Consider the following 15517-nt stretch of genomic DNA (forward strand, 5'->3'; position numbering starts at 1 on the left):
CCCCTACACCCCGATCAGCAACCTCTCCGGATCCTCCAGGCCTTCCTTGACTTTCACCAGGAAGGTCACGGCTTCGCGGCCGTCGACGATTCGGTGGTCGTAGCTCAGCGCGAGATACATCATCGGGCGGATGACGACCTGGCCGTCGCGGGCGACCGGGCGCTGCTCGATCCGGTGCATGCCGAGGATGCCGGACTGCGGCGGGTTGAGGATCGGCGTCGAGAGCATCGAGCCGTAGACGCCGCCGTTCGAGATGGTGAAGGTGCCGCCGGTCAGCTCGGCCATCGAGAGGGCGCCGTCGCGCGCCCTGGCGCCGAGCTCGGCGATCGTCCGCTCGATATCGACGAAGGACAGGCCGTCGGCATCGCGCAGGACCGGCACGACCAGGCCCTGTTCCGTGCCGACCGCCACGCCGATGTCGTAGTAATTCTTGTAGACGATGTCGTCGCCGTCGATCTCGGCGTTGACCGCCGGGATCTCCTTCAGCGCCTCGATGCAGGCCTTGACGAAGAAGGACATGAAACCGAGGCGCACGCCGTGGCGCTTCTCGAAGCTGTCCCGATAGCGTTTGCGCAGGTCGAGGATCGCGCCCATGTCGGCGTCGTTGAAGGTCGTCAGCATCGCCGCCGTGTTCTGGGCTTCCTTGAGGCGTTCGGCGATGCGCCGGCGCAGGCGGGACATGCGCACCCGGACTTCGCGCTCGCCGGCGTCGGGCCTAGGCGGCTCGGGCGCGGGTCTCGATGCGGCCGGAGCCGGCGCAACAGGTTCGGGCTCCGGCGTTGGGTCCGGTTCGGCGGCGGGCGCGGCGGCTTCCTCCGCGGCGGCGGCCTGCGCCGCCAGGTGCGCCTCGACATCGGCCTTGAGCAGGCGGCCGTCCTTGCCGGTGCCCTCGATCGCCGACGGATCGAGATCGTGCTCGGCGACCAGCTTGCGCACTGCCGGGCTGAGGGGCGGACTGAGCGGCGGGCTGAGCGGCGGGGCAGCCGGTTCCGGTTCGGGTTCCGGCTCGGGTTCCCGCCCCGGTTCAGGCACAGGCCGGGGGGGCGCTGCCGCCACGCCGGCCCCGGTCTCGTCGATCCGGCCGAGCACCGCGCCGACTTCCACCTCCGCGCCCTCGCCGGCGAGGATTTCCGCCAATACGCCGGCCGCCGGGGCGTTGACCTCCAGCGTGACCTTGTCGGTTTCCAGTTCGACCAGGGGTTCGTCGGCTCCGACGGCGTCGCCGACCTGCTTGTACCACTTGGCGACCTCGGCTTCCGTCACCGATTCGCCGAGCGCCGGCACTTTGATGTCTACGGTCATGTCCTGGACCCGAAAGGAAATTTCAGTTCGTTCAGTCGTCGAATTTCAGCGCCTCGTCGACCAGCCGTTTCTGCTCGGCGACGTGGCGCGCGTTGAGGCCGGTCGCGGGCGATGCCGATTCGGGCCGGCCGGCATAGCGGGGCCGGCCGGGAGTCATGCCGATCTCGCGCATCACCGCCTCGATCCGCCGGTCGACGAAGCTCCAGGCGCCGGCATTCTCCGGCTCCTCCTGGCACCAGACGACTTCGGCCTCTTTGAAGCGCGACAGTTCCTCCGTCAGCGGCTTCGCCGGGAAGGGATAGAGCTGCTCCATGCGCAGGATGCAGACCCGGTCGTTCAGGCCGCGCTCGTCGCGCTCGGCGGCCAGGTCGAAATAGACCTTGCCGGAACAGAGGATGACGCGCTCGATCCCCGCGTCCGGGCCGAGGGCCGAATCGTCCCACAGGATCCGGTGGAAGGAGCTGCCGGTCGCGAAATCGGCCAGCTTCGAGACCGCCGCCTTGTGCCGGAGCAGGGATTTCGGCGACATCACGATGAGCGGCTTGCGGGTCTTGCGCCGGACCTGGCGACGCAGGACATGGAAATAGTTCGCCGGGCTGGTGCAGTTTGCCACCTGCATATTCTCTTCGGCGCACAGTTGCAGGTAGCGCTCCAGCCGGGCCGAGGAATGCTCCGGCCCCTGACCCTCATAGCCGTGGGGCAGCAGCATGACCAGGCCGCACAGGCGCAGCCATTTCGATTCGCCCGAGGCGATGAACTGGTCGATGATGATCTGGGCGCCGTTGGCGAAATCGCCGAACTGGGCCTCCCACAGGATCAGCGCGTTGGGCTCGGCGAGCGCATAGCCGTATTCGAAGCCGAGCACCGACATTTCGGCGAGCGGCGAATCGATGACCTCGAACAGCGCCTGGTCCGGCGACAGGTTCTGCAACGGCAGGAATTTGGCCTCGGTCTCCTGGTCGACCAGCACGGCGTGGCGGTGGGAGAAGGTGCCGCGGCCGCTGTCCTGGCCCGACAGGCGCACCGGCGTGCCTTCGGCCAGCAGCGAGCCGAAGGCCAGCGATTCGGCGAGCGCCCAGTCGATGCCTTCGCCCTTGTCGACCGCCTTCTTCCGGGCATCGAGCTGCCGGGCGATCTTGCGGTTCAGGTTGAATTCCACCGGCACGTCGCTGAGCTTGCGCCCGATCCGGCGCAGCTGCCCGGCATCGACGGCGGTATCGCCGCGGATATAGTCGCCGCGCGTCGGCTCCAGCCCGGTCCAGGCGCCTTCGAGCCAGTCCGCCTTGTTCGGCTTGTAGCCGCCGGCGGCCTCGAAATCCGCCTCCAGCCGCTGCTCGAATTCGCCGACCATCGCTTCGGCGTCCCGGTTGGTCAGGATCCCCTCGTCGACCAGCTTGCGGCTGTAGACCTCGCGCACCGTCTCGTGGCGCGCGATTGTGCGGTACATCAGCGGCTGGGTGAAGGCCGGCTCGTCGCCCTCGTTGTGGCCGTGCCGCCGGTAGCAGAACATGTCGATCACGACATCGGTCTGGAATGCGTCGCGGAACTCCGTGGCGATGCGCGCGACATGGACGACCGCCTCGGGGTCGTCGCCGTTCACATGGAAGATCGGCGCCTGCACGATCTTGGCGAACTCCGTGCAGTAGGGGCCGGAGCGGCTGTGCACCGGATTGGTCGTAAAGCCGATCTGGTTGTTGACGATGAAATGGATCGTGCCGCCGGTGCGATAGCCGTTCAATTCGGCGAGGTCCAGGGTCTCCGCCACCACGCCCTGGCCGGAGAAGGCGGCGTCGCCGTGCAGCAAGAGGCCCATCACCTGGCGCCGGGCGCTGCGAATCCGCGCGCCCCTGGCGGTGCGCTGGGTCTGCTTGGCGCGGACCTTGCCGGCGACGACCGGATTGACCGCCTCCAGGTGGGACGGATTGGCGGTGAGCGACAGATGGACGATGTTGTCGTCGAAGTCCCGGTCGGACGAGGTGCCGAGATGGTATTTGACGTCGCCGGAGCCCTGCACGTCCTCCGGGTTGGCGGACGCGCCCTGGAATTCCGAGAAGATCGCCTGATAGGGCTTGCCCATCATGTTGGCGAGCACATTGAGCCGGCCGCGGTGCGGCATGCCGATGACGATTTCCTCGACGCCGAGCTGGCCGCCGCGCTTGATGATCTGTTCCAGCGCGGGAATGGTCGATTCGCCGCCGTCGAGGCCGAAGCGCTTGGTGCCCGTATGTTTCTTGTCGAGGAACTTTTCGAAAATTTCGGCCTGGATCAGGCTGCCCAGGATCGCCTTCTTGCCCTTGGTGGTGAATTCGGTGCGGTTTTCGATCGCCTCGATCCGCGACTGGATCCAGGCTTTCTGGTCCGGATCCTGGATGTGCATGAATTCCACGCCGATGGTGCCGGCATAGGTCGCCTTGCAGCGGGCGATGATCTCGCGCAGCGTCGCGGTGTCGCCGAGGCCGAGATAGTTGTTGATGAAGATGCGCCGGTCGAGGTCGCGCGGCGTGAAGCCGTAGGTCTCGTAGTCCAGTTCCGGATGGTCCTCGCGCACCTCGATGCCGAGCGGATCGAGCTGGGCCAGGAGATGGCCGCGCACCCGGTAGCTGCGGATCAGGATGAGCGCACGGATCGAATCCCGGGTCGCCTCGCGGATCTCGGCGTCGGATGCGGGCGCCGCCGGTACACCGGCCTGCCCGACATCTGCCCGGGCCGTCGCCGCCTCGCCGTTGCCGACGACCCGGGTCGCCCGGGGCGCCCAGTCCGGCCCGGACAGGTCGGCGAGCGCCGCTTGGGCGCCGTCATCAAGATCGTCGAAAAAATCCCGCCAGTCGTCGGCGACCGAGCGCGGATCGGCGACATAACGCTCGTACAGGTCGACGATGAAGGGCGCGTTGGCCCCGGTGAGGTAGGAAGACGCCTCGAAGTCCCGCGCCGTCTGTGCCATGGGTCCGGCTTGCCTGCTGTTGCGGTCTCTACCGCCCGGCACCGCGCCGGGCACCCTTAAACACTAGGTATCCCGGTCGCTCTTGTCACCGGGAAGCGCCATCACCGTTGCGCGACGGAACGCGGAATTGCGCGCTCAACCTTTCATCGCGGCGAGCATGGTGTCGCCGATCGCCGCCGGCGAATCCGCGACGTGGAAGCCGGCGCCTTTCATCGCCTCGATCTTGTCGCCCGCGGTGCCCTTGCCGCCGGCGATGATCGCACCGGCGTGGCCCATGCGCCGGCCGGGCGGCGCGGTGAGGCCGGCGATGAAGCCGGTGATCGGCTTGGCGGTGCCCGACGCCCTGTAGAAGTCTGCCGCCTCTTCCTCCGCCGTGCCGCCGATCTCGCCGATCATGACGATGCCCTCTGTCTCGTCGTCGGCCAGGAATATCTCCAGGCAGTCGATGAAATCGGTGCCGTTGACCGGATCGCCGCCGATGCCGATGCAGGTCGATTGGCCCAGGCCCGCGGCCGTAGTCTGGGCGACCGCCTCGTAGGTCAGCGTGCCGGAGCGCGACACGACGCCGATCCGGCCGCGCTTGTGGATATGGCCGGGCATGATGCCGATCTTGCAGGCGTCCGGCGTGATGACGCCGGGGCAGTTCGGCCCGATCAGCCGGGTCCCGGAGTTCTGCAGCGCGCGCTTGACCCGCACCATGTCGAGCACCGGGATGCCCTCGGTAATGCACACGACCAGCGCGACGCCTGCGTCGATCGCCTCCAGGATCGCGTCGGCCGCAAAGGGCGGCGGGACGTAGATCGCGCTGGCGTTCGCGCCGGTCTGCGCCACCGCCTCGCCGACCGTATCGAAGACCGGCAGGTCGAGATGGGTGGCGCCGCCCTTGCCGGGCGTGACGCCGCCGACCATCCGCGTGCCGTAGGCGATCGCCTGCTCGGAATGGAAGGTGCCCTGGCTGCCGGTGAAGCCCTGGCAGATCACCCTGGTGTTCTCGTCGACCAGTACCGCCATGGCTACGCCGCCTCCTTCACGGCTGTCACGACCTTCTCCGCCGCGTCGGCCAGGTCGTCGGCCGAGGTGATCGGCAGGCCGGAGTCGGCGAGGATCTTCTTGCCCAGGTCGACATTCGTGCCGGCCAGGCGCACGACCAGCGGAACGTGCAGGCTGACCTCCCGCGCCGCCGCCACCACGCCCTCGGCGATCACGTCGCAGCGCATGATGCCGCCGAAAATGTTGACCAGGATGCCTTCGACGTTGGGATCGCTGAGGATGATCTTGAAGGCGGTGGTGACCCGCTCACGGGTCGCGCCGCCGCCGACATCGAGGAAATTGGCCGGCTCGGCGCCATAGAGCTTGATGATGTCCATCGTGCCCATGGCGAGGCCGGCGCCGTTGACCATGCAGCCGATGGTGCCGTCCAGCTTGACATAGTTGAGATCGTGCCGCGCGGCCTCCAGTTCCGCCGGGTCCTCCTCGTCCTCGTCGCGCAGCTCGGCGACGTCGGGATGGCGGTAGAGCGCGTTGTCATCGAAGTTCATCTTGGCGTCGAGGGCGAGCACCTCGCCGTCCCCGGTTACGACCAGCGGGTTGATCTCGACCAGGCTGGCGTCGAGTTCGGTGAAGGCCTTGTACATCGCCGTGAGGAACCGGGTCGCCGATTTCACCTGGTTGCCCTCCAGGCCGAGGCCGAAGGCGACGGTACGGCAATGGTGCGCCTGAATGCCGGTCGCCGGGTCGATGGCGACGCGGATGATCTTCTCCGGCGTCTCCTCGGCGACCTGCTCGATGTCCATGCCGCCCTCGGTCGAGGCCATGACGGTGACCCGGCTGGTCGCGCGGTCGAGCAGGACGGAGAGGTAAAGCTCCCGGGCGATGTCGCAACCGTCCTCGATGTAGAGGCGCTTGACCTCCTTGCCTTCCGGGCCGGTCTGCTTGGTGACCAGCACCTGGCCGAGCATGGCGTCGGCATTCGCGCGCACATCCTCGACCGATTTCACGACCCGCACGCCGCCCTTGCCGTCGGGATCGTTCCGGAAGCGGCCGGCGCCCCGGCCGCCGGCATGGATCTGGGATTTGACGACCCAGACCGGGCCGCCGGTCTTCTCGGCCTGCTTGGCCGCCTCGTCCGGCGTCCAGGCGACGCCGCCGTCCGGCACCGCGATGCCGTAGCGGCGCATCAGCTCCTTGGCCTGATACTCGTGGATGTTCATGCTGGCTCCCCCTGCAGGGAAATGTGCGCGGTTCCGAGCCGGGGCCGCCGTTACATCAAGGGCCGGGTCGCTTCGATCAGGGCCTTCACGGCGCTGACCGATTTTTCGAACATGGCCCTTTCCCCGTCGTCGAGCTCGATCTCCAGGATGCGCTCGACGCCGCCGGCGCCGATCACCACCGGCACGCCGACATAGAGGCCGGAATGGCCGTATTCGCCATCAAGCCAGGCGGCGCAGGGCAGCACCCGCTTCTTGTCCCGGAGGTAGCTCTCGGCCATCGAGATCGCCGAAGATGCCGGCGCGTAGAAGGCCGAACTCGTCTTGAGCAGGCCGACGATCTCGGCGCCGCCGTCGCGGGTGCGCTGGATGATTGCGTCGACCTGCGCCTGGCTGATCCAGCCTGCTTTCACCAGGTCGGGCAGCGGCACGCCGGCGACCGTGGAGTAGCGCGCCAGCGGCACCATGGTGTCGCCGTGGCCGCCGAGCACGAAGGCCGTCACGTCCTCGACCGAGACGTTCATCGCCTCGGCGAGGAAATAGCGGAAGCGGGCGCTGTCCAGCACGCCGGCCATGCCGACCACCCGGTTGTGGGGCAGGCCGCAATGCTCGCGCAGGGCCCAGACCATGGCGTCGAGCGGGTTGGTGATGCAGATCACGAAGGCGTCGGGGCAATGCTCGCGGATGCCGGCGCCGACCGCCTTCATGACCCCGGCGTTGGTGCCGATCAGGTCGTCGCGGCTCATGCCCGGCTTGCGCGGCACGCCGGCCGTCACGATGACAACATCGGCGCCGGCGATCGGCGCATAGTCGGACGCGCCGGAATAGTTCGCGTCGAAGCCTTCGACCGGCGAGGCCTGAACAAGGTCCAGCGCCTTGCCCTGCGGTACGCCGTCGACGATGTCGAACAGCACGACGTCGCCGAGTTCCTTGAGGCCGGCGAGCAGGGCCAGCGTGCCGCCGATCTGGCCGGCGCCGATCAGGGCGATCTTGTTTCGGGCCATGGGACTCCCCCCGGTGCGAATGGGCTGTATGGACCGGCGGGCGTCCGGAATTGAAAGCGCCCTGCCGTCGGATGACGCGGGCCGGATTAGCGCGACGCGCCGAGCAAGGCAACCGCGCACAATGCGCGGGCCGCCGCCGGCTGTATGGGTCGGTGGGGCGCCGCTACGGCGTCATCTCGTACAGGTTCCAGGCGGTCTTGACGGCGACTCGGTCGTAGAGGGTGCGGGCGCGGTAGTTGTCGTCGCCGGTGATCCAGCGGATGCGGCTCCAGCCGCGCGCGGCGGCGATTTCGTTCAGCCGCGCCAGCAGCGCCTCGCCGACCTTCGCGCCGCGCGCCGCCGGATCGACGAACAGGTCGTCGAGGAAGCCGATCTCGATGCCGCGCAGCGGGCTCGGCATGGCGCGGTAATGGGCGAGGCCGACCAGCGCGCCGCCCCGCTCCGCGACCAGCGCCTCGACGATATGGCCCGGATCGTGGATCCAGCCCCACACCGTCTCCAGGGTCTCGGCGGTCATGGGCACCTTGTAGAAGTCGCCATACCCAAGAAACAGCGGCTCCCACCCCGCCCGGTCCCCCGGTACGGCGGCGCGGATGATGAGGTCGGTCATGGGGTTATCTCCGTTCAGCTCCGACTGGACCTTCGGCCGGAGACCGGCTCGTCACGTCCGATACCCTGCATCCTTCCTGTCCATCAGGCGCATGAGCGCGGGCCATTCCAGCGTCTCGTCGGCCGCGCCGCCGTTGCCGGCGACGCCGCTGTCCCACTGGGCGGCGGTGTGTTCCTGCACCGCCCGGGCGGGCAGATTTGGGGCGCCGCCGGCCATGACGTCGAGTTGAATCTTGCAGGCCATCTCCAGATAGTAGATGCGCCGGAAGGCTTGGCTGATATTCGCCCCGCAGGCGAGCAGGCCGTGGTTGCGCAGGATCATCACGCTGCACGCGCCCAGGTCGGCGATCAGCCGGTCCTGCTCGGCCGCGTCGAGCGCGATGCCCTCATAGTCGTGGTAGGCGATGCGGTCGAGGAACTGGAAGCCGTTCTGCTCCATCGGGATCAGCCCGTCCGCCAGGCAGGAGATCGCAATGCCGGCGCGGGTGTGGGTGTGGATCACCGCGTTGAGGTCCGGCCGCGCCCGGTGGATGCAGGCATGGATGACGTAGCCCGCCGGGTTGATCCGCGCGGCGGGATCGTCGACCGGCCGGCCGTCCAGATCGACCTTGACCAGGCTGGACGCCGTGATCTCGGAATAGTGCGGGCCGAACGGGTTGATCAGGAAATGGTGCTCCGGCCCCGGCACCCGCGCGGTGATGTGGTTGTAGATCAGGTCGGTCATGCCGAAATGATCGATCAGCCGGTAGCAGGCCGCGAGCTGGACCCGCACGTCCCACTCTTCGGCGGAGATGGCGTCGGGGCGATGGTCCGACCGGCCGGCCGGCAGCGTGGCGACGTTCATGGCGGTTTCCTTCCCCGTTCGGGCGCGTCATGCGGGAGGGAAGAACATGCCGCTTCCTTGGTCGGTTGTCACCCCGGCCGACCGACGGACGCGCCGGCTTTGCACAGGCGCCGACGCTCCTGTAGGACAGCGGCGAACCCCTGCCCGAGCATCCAACGCATATCCCGGAGGCGCCATGTTCTACCGGCCCGGCCACGAGCGTCACGGCCTGCCCCGCAACCCGTTCAACGCGCTGGTCGTGCCGCGGCCGATCGGCTGGATCTCCAGCCTGGCGCCCGACGGCACGGCCAACCTCGCGCCCTATTCCTTCTTCAACGCGGTCAGCTATTCGCCGCCGCAGGTGATGTTTTCCGCCGGCCCGCGGCCGCACCGCAAGGGCGAGCCCTACGATCCCAAGGATTCCCGGACCAACCCCGAGGCAACCGGCGAGTTCGTCTGCAACATGGCGACCTGGGACCTGCGCGACGCCATGAACCTCACCGCCGAGCATGTGCCGCCCGGCGTCGACGAGTTCGAGCATGCCGGGCTGACCAAGACGCCGTCCGAGACCGTCGCGCCGCCGCGGGTCGCCGAATCGCCGATCCACCTGGAATGCCGCTTTCTCCGGAGCGTGCCGCTCAATGCGTGGGAGGGCTACGGTCCGAACGTGGTGATATTCGGCGAAGTCGTGGGCATCCATATCGACGATGCGGTGCTGACCGGCGGCTTCGTCGACATGGACAAGGTCCGCCCGATCGGCCGGCTCGGCTATCTCGACTATGTCACCGTGGACGACGTCTGGACCATGCCGCGGCCGGATTGAGCGGCCGTTCAGGCGCGCAGGGCTTCGGGATCGAACGGTTCCAGCCGGGCCGGATCGAAGGGCCGCAGGTCGACCGTCGTGGCCGCGCCGTCCGCGATCAGTTCCGCCATCGCCTCGCCGGTAGAGGGGCCGTTGAGCATGCCCCAGACGCTGTGGCCCGTGGCCACATACGGGCCGGCGACGCCCGGCACCGGCCCGATCAGCGGCAGCCCGTCCGCCGTGACCGGCCGGAAGCAGGCCTGTTCCGCCAAGACCTTCGACCCCGCCAGGTCCGGCGAGACGCAGGCGGTCAGGCGGCGCAACTGCGCAACCGCGTGGGGCTCGGGCGCGACATCGGCCGGGTCGACGGGCAGGCCTTCGTCCCCGGACGAGCCGCAGACATAGGTCGTGCCGTCCGGCCGCGGATAGAATTCGGGATGCGCGTCATCCCCGCCTTCCGTTTCGACATCGGCGAACAGCGATTCCGGCGACGGTTCGTAGTCGAAGATCAGGCTGTGCGCCTTGACGCCGAAGACGGCGGGCAGCGGCAACCAGCGGCAGGCCAGCAGCGACCAGGGCCCCAGGGCGACGACCACCGCGTCCGCCGCCAGTTCCGCATCGTCGACGATAGCGCCCGTCACCCGCCTGCCGTCGGGCGACAGGGCAAGGCCCTGGACGCAGCCCTCGACCAGCCGCGCGCCGCGTTCGGCCGCGCCCGCCATCATCGCTTCAGTGAAGGCCGCGGGATGGATCTGCGCCGTCGTCGCGGCGGTGCTGAGCCGGCCGTGGACCGCGCTGTCCGCGCCGAGCCAGTCCGGCGAAGGCAGGCGGCCGAACCGGCGTACGTCCCGCCCTTCGCGGGCGACGACGCCCAGCGCTTCGACGCGCCGGTAGCCCCAATCGCGCCAGGCGTTTCGCGCCAGTTCGGCGTGCAGGTCGAATCCGCGGCGGGCGAGCGCCGCGGCGGGCGTGCCGTCGCACCAGTCGCGCGCCAGGAAGCCGCCGGATTTGCCCGAGGCGGCGTTGGCGACGCCCGCGCGCTCGACCACGACCGCCTCGATACCGCGCAGGCTGAGGAAATACGCGATGCAGGCGCCGATCACGCCGCCGCCGCAGATCAGCACTCTCACCCGACCCGTCCCCGCTCTGGCCCCGCCATCATTTCCCGCGCTCACTCCGCATCCTGGCGCGCTTCGAGATAGTCCTTCGACTGCATTTCCATCAGGCGCGAGACGGTGCGCTGGAATTCCATCGCGATATGCGTGCCGCGGTAGAGGTCCTGCGGAGCGCTGGCCGCCGAGGCCAGCAGCTTGACCTTCCGCTCGTAGAGTGTGTCGATCAGGATGGCGAAGCGCTTGACCGGGTTCTTCTCGTCGGGCCTGAAGCGCGGGATGCCGTCGATCAGCACGGTCCGGTACGCCTCGGCGATGGCGATATAGTCGGCGGCGGCGCGCGCCTCGCGGCACAGCGCGTCGAACGGGAAGCGCGCGACGCCGTGGGCGGCCAGCGGCACCGGCACGTCCCGCCCCTTGACGGTCAGCCGGGCCGGCGCGGCCTCGGCGCCGTCGGTCAGCGCTTCGAAATCCCTGTCGAGCGCCCGGGTCGCCGCCGGCCCGAGCGGCGTGCGCCAGACCTGCATGGTCATCAGCCGGGCGAGCCGGTAGTCCCGCGTCGCTTCCAGATGCAGCACGTCCAGCCTCGCCTTGAGCAGGTCGATGAAGGGCAGGAAGAGCTGACGCTGCAAGCCGCCCTCGTAGAGCCGGTCGGGCGGCCAGTTGGAGGTGGCGACCATGATCGCGCCGCGCGCGAACAGTGCCTCGAACAGGCGGCCGAGGATCATGGCGTCGGCGATATTGACGACGTGCAGCTCGTCGAAGCAGAGCAGCCAGGCGTCGTCGGCGATGTCGGCGGCGACCGCGGGCAGCAGGTCGTCGACCCGGCGGCCTTTTCGCGACTCGCCGCGCCGCTTGTGCAGCCGGTCCTGGATTTCCAGCATGAATTCGTGGAAGTGGACCCGGCGCTTGCGGGCGACCGGCGCGGCGTCGAAGAACAGGTCCATCAGCATGGACTTGCCGCGCCCGACACCGCCGTAGAGATAGAGACCGCGCGGCGGCTCCGGCGCCTTCCTGCTGGCAAGCCCGAAGCGCGCCAACCAGGAGCCGGCCCCGCCGGGCTCGTAACCGCGGACTGCCTGGTGCAGGCCGGTCAGTTTCTCCGCCGCCAGCGCCTGGGCCGGATCGTGGCTCAGATGCCCGGCGGCGACCCGGGCGCGCCACTCCTGCAACGGCGTCCGGGCGGGCGGGGTTCCGGCAGGACCGTCGGCCATCGGCGCGGTTTCAGCTTTCCGCCTCGTCGGCGACGCGGACATGCCGCTCCGGCGCGGCGAGGATGGCATCGACGGCGTCGGCCACCATGCGTTCGACCAGCGCGCCGGCGGCCGGCCGGTCGGCGATCAGGTCCAGCCCCTCGCCGGCGAAGGTAACCGCCATGTCGGTGTCGCCGCCGCGCTGGGCGGCGAAGAAGCGCTCGCGCATCGGCTCGCCCTCGGCACGCAAGGCGTCGTCGCGGTTATGCCACGCGTCGCTGAAGGCGTTGCGAATGGCCCGCCCGGTATACGGCTCCGGCCAGGTCAGGCCGCGCGCCGCGTCGAAAGCCTTCGTGCGCAGCGTGTCGTCGCCGCCGGTCCGTTCGATCAACGCCTTCTGGTTCGGATGGCCCAGCGCCTCCTGCGTCGCCCAGAAGCGGGTGCCGACCAGCACGCCTTCGGCGCCCAGCATCAGGGCGGCGGCGAGCCCGCGCCCGTCGGCGATGCCGCCCGCCGCCGCGACCGGGACGGGCGCGACCGCGTCGGCAACCGCCGGGACCAGCGGCAGGGTCGCCCGGTTCGCGCCGTGGCCGCCGGCCTCCGTGCCCTGGGCGACGACGATGTCCGCACCCTTGGCGGCGACGTCCTTTGCGTCCTTCAGGGTCTGAACCTGGCAGATCAGCGCCGCGCCGGTGTCCTTCACCTTCGCGGCGTAGGGCGCGATGTCGCCGAAGGACAGCATGACCGCCGCGGGCCGGCGCTCCAGCGCGGCGTCGAGCGCGCCCGGCCGCTTGTCGAGCGCCCAGGTGATGAAGCCGATGCCGACCGCCCGGTTGCCGGCCTTGTCGAACTCGGCCGAAATCCAGTCGTCCGAGCCCCAGCCGAGCGACGGATCGGCATAGCCGGCGCCGATCAGGCCGAGCCCGCCGGCCGCCGAAACCGCCCCGGCCAGCGCGCCGCCCGAAACCCCGCCCATCGGCGCGAGCAGGACCGGATGGTCGATGCCGAGCAGGCGGGTGATCGCGGTCGACAGCCTCATGGCCGCGGGCATAGCGGCTTTTGCCGGGCGATGGCAAAGGGAATGTCGCGTCGGCTCCTCTTGCGGGCAGTCGAAGGGTCAAACGGGATGCCGCTGCCGACTCCCGGCGCCTCAGCTCCGGTCTGCCATCCGAATCCGACTACAGGGCGTAGGGGAGGGTTTGAAACCCTCCCCTACAGTGCAGGCCGAACAGATTGAAGCCGAATTCAACGCGCAAGACGAGTGCCCGCCGCATTTACTCTCCCACCGGCTCGCGCCAACCGTCGATCACATCCGGCGGCAGGCTGCTGATCTCGGTGACGACCTGGACCAGTACCTCCGTCGCTTCGTCGAGCAGGCGGGCGCCGGTTTCCGGGCTGGCGAGGGTGGCGTCGCCAACGGCGCCGGCGGGGTTCAGGTCCTGGGTCTGCCAGCCGAAGCCGACGGTGCGCCCGAACGGCCGCAGATGGGCGTAGGCCTGCGCCAGCTCCTCGGAGCGCGAGGCGAAGCGCGCCACCTTGCCTTCCCGCACCGCGCCGGGCCGGACCGCCTGCATGATCGAGGTCTCGGCCGCGCCGCCATGGATGCCGTGGGCCGCCTCGTGGACGCCGAAATGGCTCTCGGCCTGCCAGTAACGGTAGCCGTTGAGCGGGAAGACCAGCAATTCGTGCTTGCGGCGCAGCTTGTGGGCGACGATGTCGAGCACCGCCGGATTGCCGCCGTGGCAGTTGAGCAGCGCCAGCTTGCGGAAGCCCGCCGCCGCGACGCCGCCGGCCAGCTCCATCAGCACCGCGATCATGGTCTCCGCCGACAGGCTGAGTGTGCCCGGAAAATCGCCGTGCTCGATGCTGACGCCGACCGGCAGGGCCGGCAGCACGAGCAGGGGCACCTTCACCGGCAGCCGCGCCACCAGCCGCTCGACCAGCGCTGTGCAGATATCGTGGTCGACCGAGACCGGCAGGTGCGGCCCGTGCTGCTCCGTCGCCGAGACCGGCTGCAGAACCACCGTCGCCGCCGGATCGAAGCCGGCGAATTCCTCGGTCGTGTGGTCGGCCCAGTAGCGGGAGCGGTTGGTCATGGGATGCGGCAGGTCCGGCGGCGGAAGCGGGGCGCACTCTATGCGCCGCAGCCGCCGGCGGCAATTCCCGGAATGGCCGCCGCCGGGCGGAAGGGCGGAGTCAGAACAGCCGCCGGATTTCGTCGTGGCGCCATGCCCGCGGGTCATAGGCGATGGCGCAGCCCCACATGCCGCGCCGCGCCGCCCTGGCTTCGCGCTGGATGCCCCTGTAGCGGTTGTCATAGGCGGCGATGGCGTGGCCGTAGCGGACCAGCCATTCGTTGACGTCCTGGCCGTCATGGGTCACGACGCCAAGGGTGCGGCCGAACTTGTCGGTGCCTACGGCTTCGACCCGGACCGGCTTGCCGCCGACCTTGCGGATGAGAGCCGATTTGACGCGCGCTCCGTGATCGAACCAGCCGCCGTCCGGCCCCTTCGCCGGCTGCTCGTGTTCCGGCGCGTCTATCCCGGCGAGCCGGATTTCCTCTCCTGCCACCCGTAGACCGTCGCCATCCGCAACCCAGGCTTTGCCGGCAATCGTGCGGGGCTTTCTTTCGCCGGTCCGGTCCGCGCCGCCGCCCGGCGTGTCGGGCGTCCCGGTTTCGCGGGCGGCACGCGCAGAGACAGGAGGCGCGCGCCGGGCCGCAGGCGGCCGTTTGCGCCGGCCCTTGACGACCAGATAGACGACGACTCCGACGATGATAAGGGCAAGGAATTCCATGGCGGTCTCTGCCCGAAGATGCCGCGGCGGACGATAGGGAACCGACCGGCGCCTGTCTAGCGCCCGCCCTGCCGACACACCCCGCCGGCACGACCCCGCCGCCCCTTGTCCCGCGGCCGGCAGCCCCCATCTCCGGGCCAGACCCTGCCGGCATCGGGCAACCGGCGCTGCGAAACCCGGAGAACGGCATGACAGACACCGCAATGTCCAGGGCGAGGCCCGTCGGCATCAACCATATCGCGCTCGAGGTCGGCAACATCCAGGAAGCGCTGGACTTCTACGGCGGCTTCCTCGATCTGAACGTCACCTTCCAGAACGAGAAGGCGGCCTTCATCTATTTTGGCGACCAGTTCATCAACTTCATGACCGGCCGCCGCCAGGGGCCGGACGAGGGCCGGCATTTCGGCATCGCCGTGGACGACAAGCCGCTCGCCATCGAGCGGCTGAAGGAGATGGGCGTCGAACTGCTCGACACCCGCTTTACCGATTTCCTCGACCCCTGGGGCAACCGGGTCGAACTCACCACCTACACCAACATCCAGTACACCAAGGCCGACCATATCCTGAACGGCATGGGCCTCGGACATCTGAAGAAGACATCCCAGGCGATCGAGGAACTGGCGAAGAAGGGCATGGCGCCGGAGGGGTAGGGGCAGCTCTCCGGACTATCGGGCCGTCACTGCGGCCGCGTTCGCCTTGCGTTATCGCGGCCGTTCGGCCCGGTTCGG

General features: G+C 69.2%; 14 protein-coding genes. 2 read left to right on the forward strand and 12 right to left on the reverse strand.

Features of this window, described 5'->3' with window-relative positions; translation table 11 throughout:
• Positions 1-3 precede the first annotated feature (3 nt).
• The 7 genes from odhB to OXM58_09120 form a co-directional block, all read right to left on the reverse strand.
• Entirely contained in the window at positions 4-1302 is a 1299-nt protein-coding gene (odhB, locus tag OXM58_09090; protein MDE0148516.1) for a 2-oxoglutarate dehydrogenase complex dihydrolipoyllysine-residue succinyltransferase, read from the reverse strand.
• Between the two features lie 31 nt (positions 1303-1333).
• Positions 1334-4243 (reverse strand): 2-oxoglutarate dehydrogenase E1 component, encoded by a 2910-nt coding sequence (locus tag OXM58_09095; GenBank protein MDE0148517.1) that lies wholly within the window; start codon positions 4241-4243, stop codon positions 1334-1336.
• A gap of 135 nt (positions 4244-4378) precedes the next feature.
• A complete protein-coding gene (gene sucD, locus OXM58_09100) occupies positions 4379-5254 on the reverse strand; it encodes a succinate--CoA ligase subunit alpha (protein ID MDE0148518.1) in 876 nt (291 codons plus the stop codon).
• A gap of 2 nt (positions 5255-5256) precedes the next feature.
• Positions 5257-6453, reverse strand: coding sequence for an ADP-forming succinate--CoA ligase subunit beta (gene sucC / locus OXM58_09105; protein MDE0148519.1), 1197 nt, complete (start codon positions 6451-6453; stop codon positions 5257-5259).
• Between the two features lie 50 nt (positions 6454-6503).
• On the reverse strand, positions 6504-7454 hold the full coding sequence (gene mdh, locus OXM58_09110) for a malate dehydrogenase (GenBank protein ID MDE0148520.1): 951 nt from the start codon (positions 7452-7454) through the stop codon (positions 6504-6506).
• 163 nt (positions 7455-7617) lie between these two features.
• Complete coding sequence (locus OXM58_09115; protein MDE0148521.1) at positions 7618-8064, reverse strand: GNAT family N-acetyltransferase; 447 nt, start codon at positions 8062-8064, stop codon at positions 7618-7620.
• 51 nt (positions 8065-8115) lie between these two features.
• A complete protein-coding gene (locus tag OXM58_09120; GenBank protein MDE0148522.1) occupies positions 8116-8907 on the reverse strand; it encodes a class II aldolase/adducin family protein in 792 nt (263 codons plus the stop codon).
• A 175-nt stretch (positions 8908-9082) separates the two neighbouring features.
• On the opposite strand from OXM58_09120, the gene OXM58_09125 reads away from it, so the two are divergent.
• On the forward strand, positions 9083-9709 hold the full coding sequence (locus OXM58_09125; GenBank protein MDE0148523.1) for a flavin reductase family protein: 627 nt from the start codon (positions 9083-9085) through the stop codon (positions 9707-9709).
• A gap of 8 nt (positions 9710-9717) precedes the next feature.
• On the opposite strand, the gene OXM58_09130 is transcribed toward OXM58_09125, so the two are convergent.
• The 5 genes from OXM58_09130 to OXM58_09150 form a co-directional block, all read right to left on the reverse strand.
• Positions 9718-10818: an FAD-dependent oxidoreductase gene (locus tag OXM58_09130; protein MDE0148524.1), complete on the reverse strand. Its 1101-nt coding sequence runs from the start codon at positions 10816-10818 to the stop codon at positions 9718-9720.
• Positions 10819-10859: 41 nt separating this feature from the next.
• Positions 10860-12014 carry a cell division protein ZapE gene (gene zapE / locus OXM58_09135; GenBank protein MDE0148525.1) on the reverse strand — a complete coding sequence of 385 codons (1155 nt, stop codon included), beginning with the start codon at positions 12012-12014 and terminating at the stop codon, positions 10860-10862.
• 10 nt (positions 12015-12024) lie between these two features.
• Positions 12025-13032 carry a nitronate monooxygenase gene (locus OXM58_09140; GenBank protein ID MDE0148526.1) on the reverse strand — a complete coding sequence of 336 codons (1008 nt, stop codon included), beginning with the start codon at positions 13030-13032 and terminating at the stop codon, positions 12025-12027.
• 235 nt (positions 13033-13267) lie between these two features.
• Positions 13268-14089, reverse strand: coding sequence for a creatininase family protein (locus OXM58_09145; protein MDE0148527.1), 822 nt, complete (start codon positions 14087-14089; stop codon positions 13268-13270).
• 100 nt (positions 14090-14189) lie between these two features.
• The gene (locus tag OXM58_09150; protein ID MDE0148528.1) at positions 14190-14789 is read right to left on the reverse strand and encodes a thermonuclease family protein; all 600 of its coding nucleotides are present in this window, start codon (positions 14787-14789) and stop codon (positions 14190-14192) included.
• A gap of 188 nt (positions 14790-14977) precedes the next feature.
• Between OXM58_09150 and OXM58_09155 the strand changes: the two genes are divergently transcribed.
• Positions 14978-15439, forward strand: coding sequence for a VOC family protein (locus OXM58_09155; GenBank protein MDE0148529.1), 462 nt, complete (start codon positions 14978-14980; stop codon positions 15437-15439).
• Positions 15440-15517: the final 78 nt, after the last annotated feature.

The sequence above is a fragment of the Rhodospirillaceae bacterium genome (assembly GCA_028819475.1).
In the GTDB taxonomy this organism is placed as follows: domain Bacteria; phylum Pseudomonadota; class Alphaproteobacteria; order Bin65; family Bin65; genus Bin65.

Coding starts and splice junctions, on each gene's coding strand:
- odhB (MDE0148516.1), bottom strand. CDS start 1,302: ATGACCGTAGACATCAAAGTGCCGGCGCTCGGCGAATCGGTGACGGAA.
- OXM58_09095 (MDE0148517.1), bottom strand. CDS start 4,243: ATGGCACAGACGGCGCGGGACTTCGAGGCGTCTTCCTACCTCACCGGG.
- sucD (MDE0148518.1), bottom strand. CDS start 5,254: ATGGCGGTACTGGTCGACGAGAACACCAGGGTGATCTGCCAGGGCTTC.
- sucC (MDE0148519.1), bottom strand. CDS start 6,453: ATGAACATCCACGAGTATCAGGCCAAGGAGCTGATGCGCCGCTACGGC.
- mdh (MDE0148520.1), bottom strand. CDS start 7,454: ATGGCCCGAAACAAGATCGCCCTGATCGGCGCCGGCCAGATCGGCGGC.
- OXM58_09115 (MDE0148521.1), bottom strand. CDS start 8,064: ATGACCGACCTCATCATCCGCGCCGCCGTACCGGGGGACCGGGCGGGG.
- OXM58_09120 (MDE0148522.1), bottom strand. CDS start 8,907: ATGAACGTCGCCACGCTGCCGGCCGGCCGGTCGGACCATCGCCCCGAC.
- OXM58_09125 (MDE0148523.1), top strand. CDS start 9,083: ATGTTCTACCGGCCCGGCCACGAGCGTCACGGCCTGCCCCGCAACCCG.
- zapE (MDE0148525.1), bottom strand. CDS start 12,014: ATGGCCGACGGTCCTGCCGGAACCCCGCCCGCCCGGACGCCGTTGCAG.
- OXM58_09140 (MDE0148526.1), bottom strand. CDS start 13,032: ATGAGGCTGTCGACCGCGATCACCCGCCTGCTCGGCATCGACCATCCG.
- OXM58_09145 (MDE0148527.1), bottom strand. CDS start 14,089: ATGACCAACCGCTCCCGCTACTGGGCCGACCACACGACCGAGGAATTC.
- OXM58_09150 (MDE0148528.1), bottom strand. CDS start 14,789: ATGGAATTCCTTGCCCTTATCATCGTCGGAGTCGTCGTCTATCTGGTC.
- OXM58_09155 (MDE0148529.1), top strand. CDS start 14,978: ATGACAGACACCGCAATGTCCAGGGCGAGGCCCGTCGGCATCAACCAT.